The 19,371-nt window shown below is 69.7% G+C and carries 17 protein-coding genes and 3 pseudogenes; 14 read left to right on the plus strand and 6 right to left on the minus strand.

Translation table 11 applies throughout. The features are described from left to right. Positions 1–368 (minus strand): annotated as a pseudogene (locus ABZS54_RS16105) (hypothetical protein); the annotation flags it as partial. A gap of 208 nt (positions 369–576) precedes the next feature. After that, on the minus strand, positions 577–1,779 hold the full coding sequence (locus ABZS54_RS16110) for a methyltransferase domain-containing protein (protein ID WP_355535306.1): 1,203 nt from the start codon (positions 1,777–1,779) through the stop codon (positions 577–579). 913 nt (positions 1,780–2,692) lie between these two features. On the opposite strand from ABZS54_RS16110, the pseudogene ABZS54_RS16115 reads away from it, so the two are divergent. Continuing rightward, positions 2,693–2,881 (plus strand): annotated as a pseudogene (locus tag ABZS54_RS16115) (recombinase family protein); the annotation flags it as partial. 867 nt (positions 2,882–3,748) lie between these two features. Here the strand turns inward: ABZS54_RS16115 and ABZS54_RS16120 are convergent. Then, a complete protein-coding gene (locus tag ABZS54_RS16120) occupies positions 3,749–4,846 on the minus strand; it encodes a hypothetical protein (protein WP_355535309.1) in 1,098 nt (365 codons plus the stop codon). 435 nt (positions 4,847–5,281) lie between these two features. Here ABZS54_RS16120 and ABZS54_RS16125 point away from each other — a divergent pair, with 435 nt between their 5' ends. The 4 genes from ABZS54_RS16125 (at position 5,282) to ABZS54_RS16140 (ending at position 7,318) form a co-directional block, all read left to right on the plus strand. Next, a complete protein-coding gene (locus ABZS54_RS16125) occupies positions 5,282–6,127 on the plus strand; it encodes a recombinase family protein (protein ID WP_355535312.1) in 846 nt (281 codons plus the stop codon). A gap of 84 nt (positions 6,128–6,211) precedes the next feature. Further along, positions 6,212–6,358 carry a hypothetical protein gene (locus ABZS54_RS16130; protein WP_355535315.1) on the plus strand — a complete coding sequence of 49 codons (147 nt, stop codon included), beginning with the start codon at positions 6,212–6,214 and terminating at the stop codon, positions 6,356–6,358. Between the two features lie 4 nt (positions 6,359–6,362). Beyond that, positions 6,363–6,611 (plus strand): DUF6406 domain-containing protein, encoded by a 249-nt coding sequence (locus ABZS54_RS16135; protein WP_355535318.1) that lies wholly within the window; start codon positions 6,363–6,365, stop codon positions 6,609–6,611. Between the two features lie 44 nt (positions 6,612–6,655). Then, on the plus strand, positions 6,656–7,318 hold the full coding sequence (locus ABZS54_RS16140; protein ID WP_355535321.1) for a recombinase family protein: 663 nt from the start codon (positions 6,656–6,658) through the stop codon (positions 7,316–7,318). Between the two features lie 4 nt (positions 7,319–7,322). Here the strand turns inward: ABZS54_RS16140 and ABZS54_RS16145 are convergent, their stop codons facing one another. Next, a complete protein-coding gene (locus ABZS54_RS16145; protein WP_355535324.1) occupies positions 7,323–7,619 on the minus strand; it encodes a hypothetical protein in 297 nt (98 codons plus the stop codon). 175 nt (positions 7,620–7,794) lie between these two features. Between ABZS54_RS16145 and ABZS54_RS16150 the strand changes: the two are divergent. From ABZS54_RS16150 to ABZS54_RS16160, 3 genes and pseudogenes are all read left to right on the plus strand, one after another. Then, positions 7,795–8,241 (plus strand): annotated as a pseudogene (locus ABZS54_RS16150) (DUF4158 domain-containing protein); the annotation flags it as partial. A gap of 254 nt (positions 8,242–8,495) precedes the next feature. Further along, complete coding sequence (locus ABZS54_RS16155; protein WP_355535327.1) at positions 8,496–10,790, plus strand: Tn3 family transposase; 2,295 nt, start codon at positions 8,496–8,498, stop codon at positions 10,788–10,790. 515 nt (positions 10,791–11,305) lie between these two features. Then, a complete protein-coding gene (locus ABZS54_RS16160) occupies positions 11,306–11,707 on the plus strand; it encodes a hypothetical protein (protein ID WP_355535330.1) in 402 nt (133 codons plus the stop codon). A 40-nt stretch (positions 11,708–11,747) separates the two neighbouring features. On the opposite strand, the gene ABZS54_RS16165 is transcribed toward ABZS54_RS16160, so the two are convergent. Then, positions 11,748–12,380 (minus strand): hypothetical protein, encoded by a 633-nt coding sequence (locus ABZS54_RS16165; protein WP_355535333.1) that lies wholly within the window; start codon positions 12,378–12,380, stop codon positions 11,748–11,750. Positions 12,381–12,618: 238 nt separating this feature from the next. Here ABZS54_RS16165 and ABZS54_RS16170 point away from each other — a divergent pair, with 238 nt between their 5' ends. From ABZS54_RS16170 to ABZS54_RS16185, 4 genes are all read left to right on the plus strand, one after another. Beyond that, positions 12,619–13,113 carry a hypothetical protein gene (locus ABZS54_RS16170; protein WP_355535336.1) on the plus strand — a complete coding sequence of 165 codons (495 nt, stop codon included), beginning with the start codon at positions 12,619–12,621 and terminating at the stop codon, positions 13,111–13,113. A gap of 65 nt (positions 13,114–13,178) precedes the next feature. Then, positions 13,179–14,453 (plus strand): hypothetical protein, encoded by a 1,275-nt coding sequence (locus ABZS54_RS16175; protein WP_355535339.1) that lies wholly within the window; start codon positions 13,179–13,181, stop codon positions 14,451–14,453. 246 nt (positions 14,454–14,699) lie between these two features. Next, the gene (locus ABZS54_RS16180; protein ID WP_355535342.1) at positions 14,700–15,053 is read left to right on the plus strand and encodes a hypothetical protein; all 354 of its coding nucleotides are present in this window, start codon (positions 14,700–14,702) and stop codon (positions 15,051–15,053) included. Continuing rightward, positions 15,019–15,471 (plus strand): hypothetical protein, encoded by a 453-nt coding sequence (locus ABZS54_RS16185; RefSeq protein WP_355535345.1) that lies wholly within the window; start codon positions 15,019–15,021, stop codon positions 15,469–15,471. The genes ABZS54_RS16180 and ABZS54_RS16185 overlap by 35 nt, the downstream gene beginning before the upstream one ends. Positions 15,472–15,864: 393 nt before the next feature. On the opposite strand, the gene ABZS54_RS16190 is transcribed toward ABZS54_RS16185, so the two are convergent. Beyond that, positions 15,865–16,044, minus strand: a complete 180-nt coding sequence (locus tag ABZS54_RS16190) for a hypothetical protein (protein WP_355535348.1) — start codon at positions 16,042–16,044, stop codon at positions 15,865–15,867. A gap of 584 nt (positions 16,045–16,628) precedes the next feature. On the opposite strand from ABZS54_RS16190, the gene ABZS54_RS16195 reads away from it, so the two are divergent. Then, a complete protein-coding gene (locus ABZS54_RS16195) occupies positions 16,629–17,678 on the plus strand; it encodes a hypothetical protein (protein ID WP_355535351.1) in 1,050 nt (349 codons plus the stop codon). Between the two features lie 58 nt (positions 17,679–17,736). Beyond that, positions 17,737–19,371, plus strand: a complete 1,635-nt coding sequence (locus tag ABZS54_RS16200; RefSeq protein WP_355535354.1) for a hypothetical protein — start codon at positions 17,737–17,739, stop codon at positions 19,369–19,371.

Consider the following 19,371-nt stretch of genomic DNA (forward strand, 5'->3'; position numbering starts at 1 on the left):
TCGTCCCGGGTCGGTTCGGGGCCCTCGGGCGGGACGATCGCGATGACGTCGCCCTCATGGCCGAGGGTCAGGTCCGGAAGGTTGAACCCGATCCACGCGTCGCCGCCCTTCTTCCCGGGTTGGGCCAGCGGCGGCGAGCTGTCCAGGTCGACGTAGTTGGCGTTCTCGGTGAGGACGACGCGCACCGGTCCGGCCAACACCTTCGCGGGCTGGTTCGCCGGCGACGCGTTCCCGCCGCCGGACGCGGGAGGCGCGTTCCCACCACTCGACGCCGCGGGCGCGGACGCGCCGGTGTTCGTGGGCCGGCCCTTGTCGTCGTCGGAGCCCGAGTTCGTGGCCAGTTGGATCGACACCAGGATGCCTGCCACGGGGATGACGATCCCCACGACCCACCAGGCCCATCTCGGTTGATTGCTCACAACACTCCCCCGCAGGCACGTCGTCCAGGCTCGGCGAGCGTACCAACAACCCCGGGGTGCCGGGCCGGTCCAGGGCTCGTCAGGTTCCATTCCGGTGGGCGAGGCCTGCCACGTAGGGGCTCCAGTCGTTGCCGTCCCTCCAACGCCTCGTTCGGGATCAGCTGCCCAGGGGGACCGGCCACGATGGGCTGCCGGGTTCGCCACACCACACGGTCTGGGTGCCGTCGACGCCGACGTCGAGGCCGAACGTGTCGAACGCCGGTCGGCCGGCGCCCGTCCACCAGGACCAGGCCGCCGCGGTTTCGTCCCACAGGCGTCGGGGCCCGTGTTGGCGGAGGCGGAAGGTGTCGAGTTGGCGGCCGTCGTAGTCCACGGTGGCCCAGGACGTCAGCGCGTCGTCCCAGATCCACAACCGGGAGCGGAAGTCGTCGTCCGCGGTGGGTTCGTCGTTCCAGTGTGTACGCAGGCCGGGCAGCATCAGGCCCATGACCGCCTCGGCGTGGCGGTCGCCGCCCGCGACGTCCCACGGCGACAGGGTGGTGACGCTGGTGTCGGGGACGTCCCCGGGCCGGACGACCGTTGCGGCAACATCGCGGACGCGGGAGCGATGGCTGCGCAGCGACATGAACGCCCCACCGTGCACGAACCGGCCGCGTGCGCCTCCGTGGTGGTCCGGCGTCAGGACGAGGTTTCCGTACGCGGCCCACGCGGTTGCCCACGGAGTGACGATCAGGCCGCCCGGCGTCGTCTGCCCGATCCACGCGGCCGGGACGCGGGCCACCGAGCAGGTGCCGACGATCCGGTCGTACGGCGCGCCCGCAGCCCATCCCTGGGCCCCGTCGCCGGCCACGACGGTCGGGTGGAGTCCGAGCGCGTCGAGTCGTTCGCGTGCCGCGGTGGCCAACTCGGGGTCGACCTCCACGGTGACGACGTTCGCGCCGCCGAGGCGCTGGGCGAGCAGCCCGGCGTTCCAGCCGCCGCCGGTGCCGATCTCCAGCACGCGGTGCCCGTCCGCGACGTCGAGGGTCAGGAGCGTGGCCGCGACGATGGACGGTTGGGAGACCGAGGACGAGGGCCAGGCGGGTTCGTCGGGCTCGGGGTCGCGGCCGTCGCGGACCTGGATGACCACCGGCGCGTCGGCCCACGCCTCCGCGTTCCAGCGCTCGGGATCCGTCGCCCTGTCGCACGGCACGTGATCCGCCGGCCCGTCGGCGGCCTCCACCCAGATCACGTCCGGCAGGAACGCGGCGCGGGGAACGCGCTCGAACGCGTCGCGCCACGGAGCGGGCAACGCGCCCGTGGTCCGCTCCACGAGGCGGAGCAGGCCCTCGGGGGCCCGCTCCGTTGCTTCACTCGTCACTCACTTGTCCTTTTTGGGAGTGCCGGGGTTCGGCGGCTTGTCGGGCAGGATGGGCGGCGGTATCGGCCGGCCGGGCTGGTTCCCGTCCTTCTCGATGGGGCTCGAGTGATCACCCACGCTTCGGCTCCTTCGCAGCAGTCGGCACCGGTCGAGGGGAGCATGTACCCCGGCGAGTGCCGATACGGTCTGTGACGGATGCGGTACCCATCCACGATAGGACCGCGTGCGGGGCGACGGAATCCCCCGCGATCGCGTGACGAGTTCGACGGCCGACCACGGAGGCCGACGTCGGGAGGCGTGGTGTCGACCACGGTGCCCCGCCCGATTGCCCTTGGGTTGGGCCGTGTCGATCCGGCGCCCCGGTATCGGAACTCCCGACGGGCGCCCTCGTTGTGTCCGGGGACGGCCATTGTTGTTTCGAAGGGAAGTCGCCTGATGGGCAGGAAGTCTCGAACGAAGGCGTCACGGCGCGCGGCGGGAACGAGCCGACGCAGCAACCAGACGTGCCGTTAACGAACGGCGAACCAACCGACAAGTAACCCACGAGTAACTTCTTTGGGGCTGTCTCGCGTCGCCTGATCGACATGCTGAAAGAGGCAGCGCTGCGGACCGGCTGCCTGGACATCGAAGCGTCGCCAACGAGCCCAGTGCACCAGTCGTTTCCGGTCATACTTCGTTTCCCTCGTCCCGTCGGTCCTGCTCGGCGGCACGATCCGGATCGTCCCCGGCAACGCACCGTTCCGCGCCCCTCGGGTGTCGAATCCTTGGGTGTGCGGAAAACGACCGATTGACGAACAAGATCGCCTGGGGGCGGCGCGCATCGGATCCAGCGTTCAAAGCGTCCGGGAATCGGTGTCAAGAAGTCCGACTGTTCAACAACCCCCGCACCACCGTTTTCCATACGATCCAACGTATGGAATCGCGCTCCGACGACCCGCTCGTACCCGAACCCGCCGTCCCGTCGGGCGCGTTGATCGGATACGCCCGCGTCTCGACCAAGGGGCAGTTGCTCGATCGACAGATCCACGCGCTCACCGAGGCCGGTTGCCTGCGGATCTTCGCCGACAAGAAGTCGGGGAAGACCGCCGAGCGCGAGGAACTGTGCCGCAGAGTCCGCACACGCGAACTCGGGGGACCCGGAACGAGACGTCCTCTGATGAGGACTCTGGGAGGGAGCCAACAACCCGCCCGGCGCGCTCGCTCCAGCGGCGATCACGGTCAGCCCGAGTCGTTGAGCCGGCTGGCGTGAGGGCGTGCGTCGTAGAAAGGCCAGCAAACGCAGGGCGTCCCGGCGACCGGAATCCCTGCCAGCCCTGGCCCTCCGAGCGCAGGAACGGGAACAGGTACTGCAGGTCGTAGGCGTACGCGCTCAACGTGTGCGGTGAGAACTCCCGGTCGCCGAGGTGATCCAGGCGGGCCCCACCGGTTCCCCGTCGTCGTCCACGAGCCGCACCCGACGAACAATCCCACCCTGACGCTCTTTCAGAACCTGCACCCGGGCCTCCCCGAACCGTCACTCGACCGGCTCAACGAGCCCTGCGAGCCTGCGGCCACGAGGTAACCACCACAGTCACCCGAAGGTGTCCAGATAAGGACATCTACAGCCGGTTCGAACTGGACATGGACTCCCGGCTCGACCTGAATCTCGGGGCTGGCACGTCCGGTGCCAGCGGCACCGACCGGGGCGACATGCCGGGCTCCACCCGTCAGTGAGCCCGGCCGGAGCCTCACCAGCCTTCACCGGGCGGGGCGCACCGGCGATGTGAAAGTACGCCGTTCCGCAGATCAGGACAGCCGTCAGCCACGTCAACGCCCGGGCGGGGAGATATCCGAACCCGACCACCGCGTCCTGGATCGCGCCCCACAGCGCGCTGACCCGGCCCAGAGCCCGGTGCCGCAGGCGCTCCTTGGCCCGCAGCACCTGGCGCGCCTCGTGCTCGCGGCCCTCACGCTGGAGCGCGGCGGCCAGTTACTCGTACGGCGCGGGCGAGAACCCGGCGCTCGTGGCGTCGGTCTGCCGGGCAAGCCAGGTCAGGCGCTGGGTCACGTCGGGTCGGACGGTGTCGGACGTCCGGTGGGTCAGACGTTCGTACGTGAATCCGTCGAGTTCGGCGGACATCGCCTCGGGCCAGCCGACGACGTCGTCCACGAACCGGCCGAAGTGTGCGTCACGCAGGCTGACACGGCCGCGCGAACCGGCGGTCGGACGCAATCTGGCCATCGGGGCCTGGGCCTCGATGAGCAGCAACACCCAGCCGGTGGAAGGTGGTTCCCGCAACGTCACGTCGACTAGGGCGAGGGTGCCGCCGATCCGCGCGCCGGTGAGGTTCGCTTCGCCGCGTACGGTCAGCCCGTGCGCCAGGAAGCTGCCGTCGACAGTCAGACCGCTCGCGGACAACGCGGTTGCGCCGGGATTGCTCAGTGCTGCCCCGGCCAGGTCGAGGTCACCGGATATCCGGCAGCTCCTGAGCCGAGCCTCCCCACCGCAGGCGAATCCGGTCAGGCGTAGCCCGCCGCCCATGACCGAAGAACCGAGGGTGAAATCCCCGCCGACCGTGGTGTCGCCAAGATCGGCCGTGCCGTCGATCCGGGCGTTGAACATCCACAGATCACCTCCGACCCGGCCACCGCGTATGCCCAGCCAGGTGCTGACCCGCAGCGCCTCGGCCTCGATCCCGGGGAGGTGGCAGCCGTCGAGGTCCAGCGCTACCAGGTCTGCGTGGTCGAACGTCGGTGTCTGGTCAAAACAGGAGGACTTCACCGACAGCGGTATGTCGATACGGGCCGCCGAAAGGTCGAGCTTGCCGGTGATTCGGGCGCCGATCACCCGGAGGGGCCGGGCCACGGCACCGCTCTTAGGCGGCCCGGCGAGAAGGAGCTCGGCGAGGACCTCCGCCCGAAGGAACCGCTCCTCGGGCCAGTCCGAGCCGGCGGCCGGGTCGTCGCGTGCGGGGTCACCGGTGCGGAGGTCGAGCGGGCGTCCGGCGTGATGGGCTTGCCATAACGCCTGTTCGGGCGCAGTCCACATCGCCGGTGGCAGCAGGTCGGGGGTCTGATGTTCCGTCATGCGCTACATCATCGACGCTGTGACGTTGTTCAGCGTGATCTCTTCCGCAAGTGCGTCCTGATCAACTCGTGAGCTACCAGTCAGACCGCATCATCAAGGAGCCCGAAGTCTTCCGGAAACAGGCGCCGCGCAGGGTCGAACTCGGATTTCGCCATCGTCACCAACACCGGTGGGCTGATCCTCGGGCTGGGGGACGCGTCCGGAGCGGACGCCGGGCCCGCGCCCCCGCCCGGTCGTGCGGCGACACGAAGCTCGACACCTTCCGCCTCCGCCAACACGGCCCCGACGCCTGTGGGACGAAACCGCGGCGACCTGGTCCTGGTGGACGGGCGCCGGCCGACCGGCATTCGATTCTTGACTCGTGAAACGCATTCCTGAAACGATCCCGGCGTGAAACCCGCCCCGTACAAGTCCGTCGAAGCGCAAAGATGCCCGATGTCCACCTGCCGGGCCCCGGCGGGCTCCCCGTGCCGGACCACCGCGGGCAAGGTCGCGCTCAAGTACCACACCGCCCGCTTCCGACTCGTCCCCGCGCTCCGCTCCGAACTGCACGTCGCCACCCCGGCCGTACGCCATCCCGGCTCCGCCTGGACGGCGCTCCCGGTGCAAAGGCTCGCGGCGCCGGCCGTGCCGATGGAGGTCCGGCTCGCGTACGCCCGCGTCTCGGCCCGGACGCAGGAGATCCGGTCACAGGTCGACGCCCTCGAAGCCTCCGGCGTACACCGGCTGTTCCAGGAACAGATCAGCGCCCGGGTCCGCGAGCGCCCCGAAATGAAGGCGGCCCTGGCGGCGGCCCGCGAGTACCGCTCGCTCGGCGCGAAGGTCACCCTCGTCGTGCACGAAATGAAGCGTCTGGGGCGCGGCGCCCTGGAACTGTTGAAGGTCGCCGAGGAACTGCGGGACGCCGAAATCGAGCTGGAATTCCTCACCGGCCCCCTCGCCGGGAAGCACGACCCGGCCGGCCACGGCGCCGCGCTGTTCGCGTTCTTCGCCGCCATGGCGGAGTCCGAGCGCGACTACATCCGCGACAAGACCCTCGAGGGGCAGGAGACCGCTCGCACGAACGGCAAGGCGATCGGCGGCGTCAAGGTCTCCGACGACGACATGCTCGCCACCGCACTCCGACTGCGCGACCAGGAACACCTGTCCCTGCGCGAAATCGCCTCCCGCCTCGTCATCCGCACCGGCAAGAAGCGCGGCCGGCACCCGGCCCCCGCAACCGTCATGCGAATGCTGCGAGAACACGACGAGCAAACGGCCACAGCCACAGAGGGAGCGTGATCCTAGCGTTCGATCCTGCTGAAATCTGCGCCGAACTCCTATCCCAAGGAGGAGTTCAACGGGGCCCCTCTAAAGAAGGACCTCGTGGACGGACACGCCTACGAAGTGATCGCGGTCGACGACGAGGGTCAGTTCCACCTGCACAACCCCTGGAACGATCAGCACCCCGAGCCCTTGACGGTGGCAGAGTTCAGGAGATACATCGATCCGCCCTACACCACATTGGAGTGACCACATGACCGGCGAGATCTCGATCAGGCACGGCGTTCCGAGGCGGGCTGCCACCGCCTCCTTCGGAGTAATCCATGTGGATGCCCGCCCCGGGCATCCCCTCACGGTTCGCGTGGGTGTGAACGACGGCGAGGAGCGTCGGTACACCCTTGAACCCGGTGACACCTTTCCCGTCCGGAATGAACTCTGGGTGCTGGACCGCGTGGACGACCCTTCCGGGAACTGGCGGGTCGTCATTCACAAGGCCTTATGACGGACCGAGGCGGGTGGGTCCGTGCGGGTGGTCGATATGAACCGGTGGGTCACATCCGCCTGGGGTACGCGCGGGCGTGCACCGCCCGCCAATCGCTGGACGCCCAGCTCGACTCGCTCGCCGAGGCGGGCGTGACCCGGGTTTTCTCGGAGAAGGTCTCCACCCGCGCCACCCGGCGCCCCGAGTTGGACAAGGTCGTCCATCTGGCCCGCGAGCTGCGCGCCTCCGGGGCCCGGGTCACCCTGGTGGTCCACGAACACAAGCGGCTCGGCCGCGCCATCGACCTCGCGGCCCTGGCCGAGGACCTGAAGGCGAGCGACGTCGGTCTGGAGTTCCTGACCGGTGAACTCCGGGGCTCGCACGACCCGTCCGGGGTGGTGTTCACGGTGCCGGCGGCACTGTCGGGCATGGAGCGCGAGTACATCCGCGATCGCACCCTCGAAGGCCAGGAGTCCGCCCGCCGGCGCGGCAAGACCATCGGCGGGGCCGGCGTCGCCGACGACCACATGGTGTCGATGGCCGTGCACCTGCGCGAGCAGGAGATGAGCCTGCGCGACATCGCCGCCCGGCTCGTCATCACCACCGGGACGAAGAAGGGCCGGCACCCCTCGCCGGTCACCGTCATGCGGATGCTGCGCGAGCACGACGAGCACGCGAACGCGTCACCGGCCCCGGCGGCACCGACACCGGGAGCCGGCCGCCCCTGAACGGTCAACCGCCCGCGCAGGTCCACACGATGCGGCCCGCGCAGGCGTCGCACCCATCGCCCGCGGTGCAGTCGCGCCATCCACGGTGCGGCAGCGCGACGCCGGGGCAGTGGACGCCGAGCGTGCACGACATCGAGCCGTCGCGGTGGTCGAGTTGGTATCCGGAGCACGTGGTGCCCGCGGTCGGCTCCGCGCAGCCGCACCCGGGGGAGCAACTGATCGCCTCGATCGGCCGGGCGGCCGGGTTCTGCGGCCCGGTCCGCTTGTTCCGCACTCTCTTGTCGCGCTTTCCCATATCCACCCAACGAGCCCGCCGGGGCCGGCGGCGCCGTGCGAACGGATGAACCGGGGCGAACCTCGACCGTCGTGGCCGGGCGGTCGGGGCCGTTGCTCCCGAGTCGTCGTCTCGTTAGGCCGAACGCGTGGTTGTGGGCGGTTCGGTGACGGGCCGACGGTGAAGGGGCGGGGTAGCCGGGATGGCGCGGGATCTGGGCCTGGACGAGGTCGTCGACCACTTCACGCTGAACGGTGAGGAGAGCGGTTGGCTGCGCAACAAGACCGGTGCCACCCGGCTCGGTTTCGCGGTGCAGATGAAGTTCCTGCTCTGGCGCGGCCGGTTCCCGAGGATGCGGCTGGAGCTGCCGCGTGATGCGGTCGAGCACGTCGCCCGCCAGGTCGGCGTCGACTCCGGTGATCTGGCCGGGTACGACTTCACCTCCCGGACCGCCCAGCGCCACCGCACCGAGTTGCGGGAGCTGACCGGGTGGCACGAGTGCACCCGCACCGACATGGTGAAGCTCGTCTCGTGGCTGGTCGACGAGATCTGGCACGACGAGCGCCGCGAGGAGTCGATCCGCGTCGAACTCCTCAAGCAGATGCGCGTCGACCTGATCGAGCCGCCCACGCCCGACCAGGTCACCACGATCGTGCGCTCCGCGCTGCACCAGGCCGAGGAGCGGGCCGTCGACGAGGTCGCCACCCGGCTGGCACGGGTCGAGGGGTGCACGCGCCGGCTGGACGCCCTGGCCCACACCGATGTCGTCGGCGACCAGGACGGCGAGGCCGGTGAGGAGGACGTCGAGGCGGTCCTGTCGCGGATCAAGGCCCACCCCGGGAACGTCAGCCTGAACTCGCGCTGGACGAGATCGCCAAGCTTCGACAGGTCCGCGCCCTGGCCGTGCCCGCCGACGCCTTCGCCCGGATCGGTCCGCAGGTCGTCGACGCCTGGCGGGCCAGAGCGGCGGCGTCCTCGCCCAGCCACCTGCGACGCTTCGGCCCTGAGGTACGGCACGTCCTGCTCGCCGCGCTGGTCTTCCGCCGCGAGCGGGAGATCACCGACACCCTGGTGGAGTTGCTGAACTCCACCGTGCACCGGATCAACGCCCGCGCCGAGAAGAAGGTCCTCGAACACTTCGTCGCCGAGTTCACGCAGGTCCGGGGCAAGTCCGGACTGCTCGGGAAGATTGCCGCCGCCTCCCTGGGCCGCCCCGAGGGCTCCGTGCGCGACGTGGTCTATCCGGCGGCCGGCGGGGAGAGGACGCTGCGGGACCTGGTCGCCGAACTGAAGGCGACCAACGCCGAGTTCGCCCGCTCCAAACGCGAGGTGTTCAAGTCCTCCTACAGCAACCACTACCGGCGCGGCCTGATGGACCTGCTCGGCGTGCTGGAGTTCCGCTCGTCCAACGACCGGCACAAGCCCGTCATCGACGCCCTGAAGCTGATCGAACGGCACAGGGACTCCTCCACCAGCTACCTGCCGCTCGGGGAGACCGTCCCGCTGGAGGGTGTGGTGCGCAAGGACTGGATGGAATTCACGCTGCACACCCCCGACAAGGGCCCGCGGCGGGTGATCCGCACCGTCTACGAGGCGTGCGTCTTCCAGGCCCTGCGCGAGAGGCTGCGCTGCAAGGAGATCTGGGTGGTCGGCGCCGACCATTGGCGCAACCCGGACGAGGACCTGCCCGACGACTTCGAGACCCGCCGCGCCGAGTACTACGACAAACTGGGCAAGCCGCGTGACGCGAGGGTGTTCACCGCCGAGCTGAAGGCCGAGATGCGGGCCGAGCTGAGCGCCCTGGACACCGCCCTGCCCACGCTGCCGTGGGTGAGCATCGGCGCCCGCCGGAACGGCGGCGCCATCAAGTTCACCGAGCCCGAGCCGCAGCCGGAGGCGAAGAACCTGCGCAAGCTGAAGAAGGCGATCACCAGGAAGCACGGCACGGTCCCGCTGATCGACGTCCTGAAGGAAGCCGCGCTGCGCACCCCGATGCTCAAGGCCCTCGTCCCGCTCGGCACCCGTGAGGCCGTCGACGAGGCCAAGCTCCTCGAACGCCTGCTCCTGATCGCGTACGCGTACGGCACCAACTCCGGCATCCGCGCGGTCGCGGCCGGCGGCCACGGCCACACCGAGGAGGAGATCCGCTACACCGCCCGCCGCTACCTGACCGCGCCCGGACTCAAAGGCGCCCAGGTCGCAGTCGCCAACGCCACCTTCGCCGCCCGCTCCGAGACGATCTGGGGCCGGGGCACCACCACCGTCGCCTCCGACTCCACGCACTTCAAAGCCTGGGACCGCAACATCTTCACCCAGTGGCACTCCCGGTACGGAGGCCGCGGCATCCTCGTCTACTGGCACGTGGAGAAGGGCTCGATGGCCATCCACAGCCGGCACCTGACCTGCACCGCGTCCGAGGTCGCCGCCGCCATCGAGGGCATGATGCGCCACGCCACCGCCATGAAGGCCGAAGGCAACTACGTCGATTCGCACGGCCAGTCGGAAATCGGCTTCGGCCTGACCCGACTCCTGGGCTACGACCTGCTGCCGCGCATCAAGCAGATCAACACCGCCAAGCTCTACCGGCCCGGCCGCGAGGACGAGGACACCTACGAACGCCTCACCGACGCCCTCACCCGCCCCATCCGGTGGGACGTCATCGAGAACAACTACGACCAACTCATCAAGTACGCCACCGCGATCCGCGTCGGCACCGCCTCCACCGAGGCCATCCTGCGACGCTTCACCCGCACCGCCTCCCACCCCGTCTACCAGGCCATGCTGGAAGTCGGCCGCGCCCAAAAAACGATCTTTGTATCCCGCTACCTGCGCGACCGCGACCTCCAGCGCGAGATCCAGGAGGGCCTCAACGTCGTCGAGGGCTGGAACGGCGCGAACGACGTCCTGTTTTTCGGCAAGAGCGGCGAACTCGCCTCGAACCGCCGCGACCAGCAGGAACTGTCCATCCTCGCCCTGCACCTGCTCCAGGCCGCCCTGGTCTACGTCAACACGCTGATGATCCAGGACATGCTCGCCGAGCCCGAATGGGCCGACGTCCTCACCGACACCGACCGCCGTGCACTCACCCCACTGTTCTGGACGCACATCCAGCCCTACGGCGAGGTACGACTGAACATGTCCAGCCGCCTTCAGCTCTCCACACCCGCCGGCGCCGAACCGGAACCCCCCGCGGCCTGACCGCCTTCACGGTCACCACCGTCTCCGCCTCGGTCTTCACCCTGGTCAGAGCCCCGGAGCGGGTACAAGGATCGGTCACCCGTGACGGCTTCGCGGACCCGCTCCGCCCGCCGTCGGGCCCGGTACGCGGTCTGCCGACACGCATGTCCGCAGTAGACCGCGTCGCGCCGGTGTCCATGACCGAGCGCGAACCGCCGGCCACAGACCGGACACCGGACGACGAGTTCGTCCTCCACACCCCGTAGGAACGCGACCCCGATACCGACGGCCTCCCGGTTGTGCCGGCGCCACCGTCGCCCCGCGGCCTTGCACGCCCGCGAGCAGAGTCGGGCGTCGCTGCGGGCCATCGCCCGCAACGGCTTCCAGCAGTGCGCGCACCGGCGCACCAGCCCGGCCATACCTTCACCGTACGCCCGGCACCCAGCACAAACACTCTCGGTGAAAGCACCTCCGGAACGGGCCACGCTCAGCTACATGTCGGCTGGATCGCCGTTCGTTAACGGCACCCCAACCAGGTGCGGTATCCCCTGTACGTGGCGTGCGCCCCCGGGGAGGCGGAGACGGCCGTGGGCGCCGGGCGAGCCGCCGAACTGCTCGCCCTGTACGAACTCCCCCTGCGGAAGGTCGACGTCGCACTCGACCGGGTTTTGCGAGGGTCGTTCGTGGTGGTGAACGACGAGTGGCCGCAAGGCCGAACCTGGACCCTGGACACCTACGACAGCGTGTGGGCGAAGGACGACGAGATCGAGACCTCGTTCGGGGACTTCCTGCACCAACTCCACGCCGACGGCGCGTTCTTCGTCGACAGGGAAGGCGCACTGCGGGAAGAGTGGACGGGAGCGCTGTCCGGCGATCACGCCGACAGCGCCGTCCGACGCCAGGCGCTGAACCTGCCCATCCAGCGATTCCGCCCCTGACGGGCGCGATCGCCGCGCCTCCGGCACCGTGTCGAGATCCCTAGGAGCATCGGATGGGCCCAGGGGTTCGGCGGAGAGTCGCGGCGTGCCTCTCCCCCGCCATCCGCCGCCGGTCCCGGTGCCGGGCGTCCTCCCTGGCCTCCGCGGTGACGGCCTCGCCGAAGGTGACCGTCGCCGTGTCGGCGACCGCGCTCAGCGAGTACCGGACCGGTGAGCGGGTGGACCGGGCCGGCAGGTGCAGTCGCGCGACGCCGGCAGGGAGTTCGGCGCGCACCGCTCCGTGCCAGCGGATCCACAGTGCGGGGCACCCACGCAGCGCTTCGTCGCGGAGCTTGTCCACGGCGGTGCCGCGCTCCTCCCGGTCGATCTCCACGGCGACGGGAGGGCCGTTCCCGCGCATCAGGCGCAGATCCAGATAGGCGGACCAAGGTGGCGACCAGTACATTCGGCATCCCCCGTCCAAGGAGCGAGGCGGGTCGATGTAACGCATCGGCGCCTCCCCTTCGCTCCTCCAGCCCGACTCCTTCGCCCACCCCGCCACGGCCCGAGTGATGCGCCGGGTCGCCTCTTCGCCGGTCAAGCCGGTGAAGGCGAATCGCGTCTCGGACAGGTGCGTGCGCAAGGCGACGGCCAGGTTCTCGGACTCGCCGATCGCCGTCGATTCGAGGGTCACCCGCCGATTGTCCGCCCGAGCACCGACACCCGCCGAGGCTGTCGAAGCGGACGATCCACGAACCGAGGTTCCACCGCCGGATTCGGCATCCGTAACGGTGCGACGTCCCGTGTGTTCCCTTGGCATCGCCAACGCCGGAACGCTCGGAACCGATGTGCGCCTGCACGCCCCCGAAACGCAACGGTGCGCCGACAGTGCGGTGTTGTCAGCACGGTGTTGTGCGAGCAGGATCCGGAACTTGACGAGTACCGACGAACCGACCCGCCCGCTCCGGACGGTTCCGCATGCGATGGACGAGCAGCAGGCCCGGGTGCTCGTGCGGCTTCGCGACCGGTACGCCGACGCCCTGCCCAGGGTCCGGGACCGCGATCCCGAGGCTTCGATCGCCGTGCTGTTGCACGCGGTTCACGCCCACCAGGCCCGCCGCCTGTTCGCCTCCGACCGGCGGTGGCGGGAAACGACGGGAATCACGGAACGGCCCGAGGACCGCCCAGACGACGTCATCGACGCCCTGACGCTGCTTCGGGTCGCCCGCGCGGACCTGGACTCGATGGAGGCCGCCCTGCTCCTGGCCGCCCGTCTGCCCGCCGCCGACACCGGCAAGCCGTTGCTCACCTTCAAGACGATCGCGGCCGCGCTCGGCGTCGACTCCGAGCAGGCCGCCCAGGGGCGCTACCGGCGCAAGGTCGGCAATCTCAACGGCAGCGACGCCGGCGCCGACGGCACCCCGTAGGTCGAGATTCACCCGATGGCGTGATGCCCGGTGTCCGGGGACGGCCGGGGGCGTACGGTTCGGGCATGACCTCGACGCCGCGGCCGGTCCCTGGTGTGGTGTCGGGGCGGGTGTACGCGCGCGTCCGCCCCAGAGGGTTCACCCCTTGGAATCCGCGAGCCGCGACGCTGGAATTGATCGCGCAGGTGCGGGCGGTGCTCGACGAGTACCGCGACCATCTTCCCCTGACGGCTCGTCAGATTTTTTATGCACTCGTTGGCTCGGGGACGATTCCCAAGACGGAGAACGCGTACGACCGGCTGATCCAGCATCTGGGTCGCGCGCGGCGGGCCGAGATGATCCCGATGAGCGCGATCCGCGACGACCGCGCCGAGGCGTGGGGGCCGACCGGGTGGGACGGGCCCGCCCACTTCTGGCGGTCCGTCCGGGAGAACGCCGAGGACTACCGGCATGCGCTCGCAGACGGGCAGCCCCGCGCGACCGAGGTGTGGGTCGAGGCCGCCGGCGGCCTGCCGATGGTCGGCAGGTTGGCCGCGGAGTACGGTTCCGCGGCGTTCAGTTCGGGGGGCTTCGAGAGCGTGGGCGCCAAGCACGACGCGGCCCGGCGGATCGCCGACCGCGAACTCGCGACCGTCATCCTCCTGTGCGGCGACCACGACCCGAGCGGCCTTTCGATGATCGACGCCGCCGCGGCGGACGTGATCGCGTTCCTGGAACGCATGGCGCCGCCGGCGGCGCCGACGTTCGCCCGGATCGCCGTCACGTCCGACCAGGTCGCCCGCTACGATCTGATCACCGCGCCGCAGAAGGCCGCGGATCGGCGCGGCGAGGTCATGACCGAGACCGTGCAAGTGGAGGCGATGTCGCCGACCCAGCTCGTCACGGAGATTCGCGCGGGCCTCGAAGCCGTGGTGGACATGGCCGCGTTGGAGCGCGCACGGGCCCGCTCGACCCCGAGCGTCGCTCGATCCTCGCGGAACTCGACCGCCTCGGTCGTACCGATACCTGACATGTCGAACACCCCACCCCGGGAGATCCCGATGACCGCCACGACGTACGACCCCGACACCCTGGCCGAGGCGCTGCTTCGGTACGCGGAGGGCTCGAACACCCGCCGCGCGGCGATCGGCCTGTTGATCGAACACGACTACTGGGTACGCCGGATCTCCTTTCATCACCCGGAGTGGGTGCGCGTGGACGAGGGCGGAAACCCGTGGGATCTGGATTGGCCCGCGCTTGGGAAGGTTCTGACCGCCAGCGTCACCGGGTCGACGTCCGAGATCGGCGTCCTGGCCCTGTGCTCCCGAAGCTGCCGCGAAGTGACAAGTAGCTCGCAGTAGCTGTATCTGACGCCCACACGTCGGACGGGGCCCGGCTAAGCGACCACGCCAGGAGGCGCTGTCGCTAAGATCCGCTCATGACGTCACGATGGGCAGATGCCGCGTAGACCGCCGCGCAAGGTTCGGGTCGTAGCTCCCGGCCCTCCGAGCGATGGTGCCACCACCAGCACGTTGTTCGTCGGTCGCTGCTCCGGGGCGCCGGGTTGTACAGGTGTGCACACGTACCTCTTTGTCGATGGACTCGACATGATCGCGCGAAGCCACAGCGGTGCGGTCGGCCTGCATCCCCGACAACTCCTCCGCCCCGGCGGACCGCTCTATCCGACCGATGCAGTTCGAGACGTCAGCGTGGCGTCTGTGGTGCCCTCTGAACCCGAGGCGGGCGGAGTCGTCGTCCGTGTGCGCCTCCAGGGCGAGACCGTCGTGTGGACCGATCTGATGTACCCGGACCTCCAGGGCAGCCTCGTGGACGAAGTCCGGTTCGATCTCGGGCAGTACCTCGGCGAGATCGAGAGGGCCTACCGGGAGTCGGTGACTGCTGACGGCCAGGCCAGCCCGGCAGGAGATGACCGTCGCGACGTCCGTGGTCCAGTTGAATAGGCGCATGAGAAACGCCCGGGGTAAGCGGCCCTCATCGCGCCGATGGCGCCTACGTGGTGGTGCGGCCGACTACGCGTACTCCGGCGAACAGGCGAGGCAGTTGCTGGGCCATCGGCTTGACTGGGCGAGCCAGGAGACCTGGTTCGAGGATGAGCATGGCCGGCTGTTGGCGGTGGTCACCAACGGCACACGCGCGATGGTGATGTTGATGCACGAGGACGGGGATCCCGGTGAGCACCTGATCGACCCCCGTGCCGAGGGACGCTCTGGTGGGTTCGTGCTGGCGAATGGACAGGTCGATACATATGCCGACCGGGACACCGTCGTCTTCAGCGTCGCCGGCCGAGCCGTGGCGCATCTCATCGACCACGGCGTGTGGCCTGATGACGTGATCGTTGAGGATGACCGCGGGACGTGAATGACGAGCTGTGGGCTCAGGCAGGGCCAGGGCTGTGATCAGTCACTGTCGCGCCGCCGTTGACCGTCGAAGCTGTTCGTTGCCTCGGGGACGTAGCCGCAAAATTCCGGGGCACACTCGGCCTTATGGTCCCGGCCCCAGAGATAGGCGTCGCGCTCGGTGGAGCGGACGCAGTGGGCAAGGCGAAGCTGTTGCCGCCGGGGCAGCGCCGTGAAGGTCTCCGGGAGAAACGGCGACCATGCCGCTGACCTGCTCTCCGTCGCGCATCCGCAGCAGCGCGGTGCACTGCCACCAGCCGATCTCGCCATCGCTGCTCGGGGTGTCGGGCCAGTAGTACGACGCCGGGTCCGGCAACAGGTAATGGGCGCCATCGGGATCCAGGTGGACTCGGAGTCACGGACCTCCTCCACCCAGGCCGAGCCGGAGCCGTCGGGCCTCGTCGTACAGCGCGCAGACCGTTTCCGTGTCGAGGGCCTTGAGGACGTTCGCCGCTGCGGGCAGCGGCCGGCGTCCGACGGGAGTCCTGACGGGCCAGCGCCCGAGCAGGAATCCGGCCCGCTGCCACATTGTCATCGGCGACGGGCCCTTACGGCGCTGCGGCAGGGGCGGGGGCGGCGTCCAGGTTCGTCCCACTTGTCCGATGTGGCGCAGTATCCACGCCCCGCAACGGGGGCGGCCCGGGCTGACGGCCTCGGTGCTCGAGGCGTTCGCACGGGCGCGGCCGCTGCTCGAGGGTGTCGAAGCCGTCGGTGACCCGATCGAGGTCCTCCCCTGCGTCTTTCACGCCTTGTGGCACTCGCGTCTGTCCGTGTCCTTGGACGAGCCGTTGCACGAACGCGTCCTGGTGCGTACGTCGGTGGCGGGCGCCGAGGGCGCAACTGCGTGTGGGGAGGCGGGGTGAGCGGGGCACGGCGGGGTCGGCTGCCGGTGGTCGCGGTGGGGGCGCATGTGCGGTTCCGCGGAGAGCGGTGGCAAGTCGTCGCGCTGTCCGGACAATGCTTCCACCTGGTCGGCGAGAGCGGGGGCGACGATGTGGTGCCGGCCGGGCACCTGTTCGCCGATCCGGACTTCGCCGTCCTGGGCGCCGAAGTCGGGCCGCAGGCGGTGCCGCAGTGGGGGCTGTTCGAGACCGCCCCGGCCGCGGCGCGGAGAGGGCGTTGGCGTGGCAGCGGCACATCCGCGAGGTGGAGTGCGGTCGTGCCGGCGGGCCCGACGGTGGCGCAGTGGTGCGGCCGGAGTACGACCCGGCGCGGTTCACGCTGGCCAAGCGGGAACGGGCCAAGGCCGAGGAGTTGACTGCGCTGGGTTTTGGGCGGGTGTCGCGGACGACGGTGCAGCGTATGCGCGGCCGGTATCGGCGGCAGGGATTGTGGGGCTTGGTCGATCACCGCATGACGCGTGCTTCCGGCGGGGTGGGGCGGACCGACGAGCGGGTCGTCGTCGCGATCACGGACGTGGTCCTTGGGCAGCGGGGGCGTTCCAAGGGCACGGTCAAGGGCTTGATGCCGTTGGTCGCGCAACTCCTCGAGGATCGGTACGGCGATGCGGTGCCGATGCCCCCACAGGCCACCTTCTATCGGCTCGTCGATCGACTCGCCCGTCCCGTCGACCGTCCGGGGCGTCCCGTCCGCGATCCCCCGATCACCGAGGACGGGCGGGGGTTGACCCCGACGGTGGCGTTGCGGCCCGGGGAACAGGTCCAGATCGACACGACCCGTCTCGATGTCCTGGCCTTGTTCGAGGACGGCACGGTGGGGCGGCCCGAACTCACCATCGCCGTCGACGTCGCGACCCGGGCGATCCTGGCGGCGGTGCTGTGTCCGGGCGGAACCAAGGCCGTGGACGCGGCGCTGTTGCTCGCGGAGATGGCCGTCCCGCACCCGGCCCGGCCCGGGTGGCCCGACGCGCTGCGTTTCGCCCCCACCCGGCTGCTCTCGCGCGATCGGCTGATGACACTGGACGAACGCCTCGAGGGCGCGGCGGCGCGGCCGGCCGTGGTACCGGAGACGATCGTCGTGGACCGGGGCAAGGTGTTCGTCGACGTGGCTGGTTTTGGCCGACACGTGGGCCTCGGACACGGCGAGCCGCGTCGCCGGGAGGACTTTCGCCCGAGCGTCTGCTACGCGTGGACTGATGAGCAACTGCCCTATTTTCATGAGCTGTTCGATGTGGGCCGTTCGCGTGGTACGGATATTTGTTCCCCTTGACAGCCTGTTGGACGGGCGTTGATGCTCGGTAATCTCCTCGATGCAGGGAGTGATCGGGATGACCCGTACCTTGATTGATGCCTTTTTCACCGTCACGGACGAGGAACGACAGATCGGGTATGCCATCCAGGGCGGCCGGGTCGCACGATGGGACTGGAACGCCGAGAAGGCGCTCGACGCGGACGCGGCGCTGCTTTCGCGGCGCTGGCCGCAGTTGCCCGAGTCGTTCACCGAGGGCTTCGACGCGACCTTGACCACGCCGGGCGACAACCCGTGGACGTGGGTGTTCCGGAGCGAGCGATGTCTGCGGCTCAACCCGTTGGACGGGAGCGTCGCCGAGGTCGGCACGATCTCCGCCCGTTTCCCGGGTCTGCCGGCGGTCTTCACCGCCGGCCTCGACGCGGCCCTGCCCAGCCTCACCGCCAACCGGGTCCACCTGTTCCGAGGCGACCAGTGCGCGCTGTACGACCTACGCGCGTCGAATCTGATCGAGGTCAAGTCGCTCGCCGACACGTGGAGCGGACTGGCCGCGAAGGCACCGGAGTTCACAGCCGGGATCAGTGCGGCGACGTTCAATCCCAAGACCGGCTCGTGTTACCTGTTTCGGGGCGGGCAATACACGCGCGGCAATCTCGCGACCCGCGTGATCGACCTCGACGCGAGCGCGGTCGACAACACGTCGTGGGTGGGACTGATCCCGGCGTTCTCCCGCGGGCACATCATCACCTCGGGAAGTCGCATCTACAGCCTCGACCTGGAGACGCGCACCGTGACGTCCATGGACTGGGCGCACGGAGTGGGGCGAGTCGAGGTGAGCCCGGATGGTCGATACATTCACTTCCTCCGGGAGCTGTCGTACGGGCCCCGGTGGCAGTGCCGTGACATGACCACCGGGCGGGAAGTGGCGACGGACTGGGGGCCCCCCAGGCGCATGGCTTTCAGCCCGGACGGCAGCCGCACGTACTTCGTCCCTGCGGGCACGCGTGATCTGCGCGCGGTCGGTCTGCATCCGCCGGTGAACCTGTCGGACATCCTCCTTGACGATTCGGAGCGCACCTCGGACGCGGCTGACGTCCCCGGCAGTGCCCCCGAATCGGGATCCGGCTCCCCCGCACCCGTCGACTGGACGAGCGATCCGGCCCCCGTGGTCCTGTCGCCCGACGCCCGCCGCGTCTATGCCGCACCGAGCCAGGCGGACGGTCGGTCGATCGTCTACGAGGTGGACCTCGACGAGAGTGTCATGCGCCAGGCGTTCGCGCTCCCCGGTCCGTCTCCGGTCGCCGACCTGGCCGTCTCCGCGGACGGCAGACTCTTGCACGTCGCGCTCTCGAACGGCGTGTGTGCGCTCGACCTGCTCACCGGCGAGGTCGTGCTCCAAGACAAGTTGCCCGCGTGTACCGCCATCGCGCTGACCCCCGACAAGCGGGAACTGTGGTGCCTGCCGACCGCGAGCAACTCCGGAATCCTGGTGGCGGATCCTGCGGATCACCGACTGCTGCGCCGCATTCCGATCGGGGGCCGCGGCGGGCTCGGTACGGCAAGCGTGCTCGCCTTCAGCCACTTCGGCACGTACGCGTACACGATTCATGCGACCAGCGGGACCGTGGCAATCATCGACGCCGGTTGCCATCGCAAGATCGCCTCGATCCGAATTCCGGACGCGATCTCCGGCATCGCCTACACCCAGTACTGA

The organism is Embleya sp. NPDC005575 (assembly GCF_040605455.1).
In the GTDB taxonomy this organism is placed as follows: domain Bacteria; phylum Actinomycetota; class Actinomycetes; order Streptomycetales; family Streptomycetaceae; genus Embleya.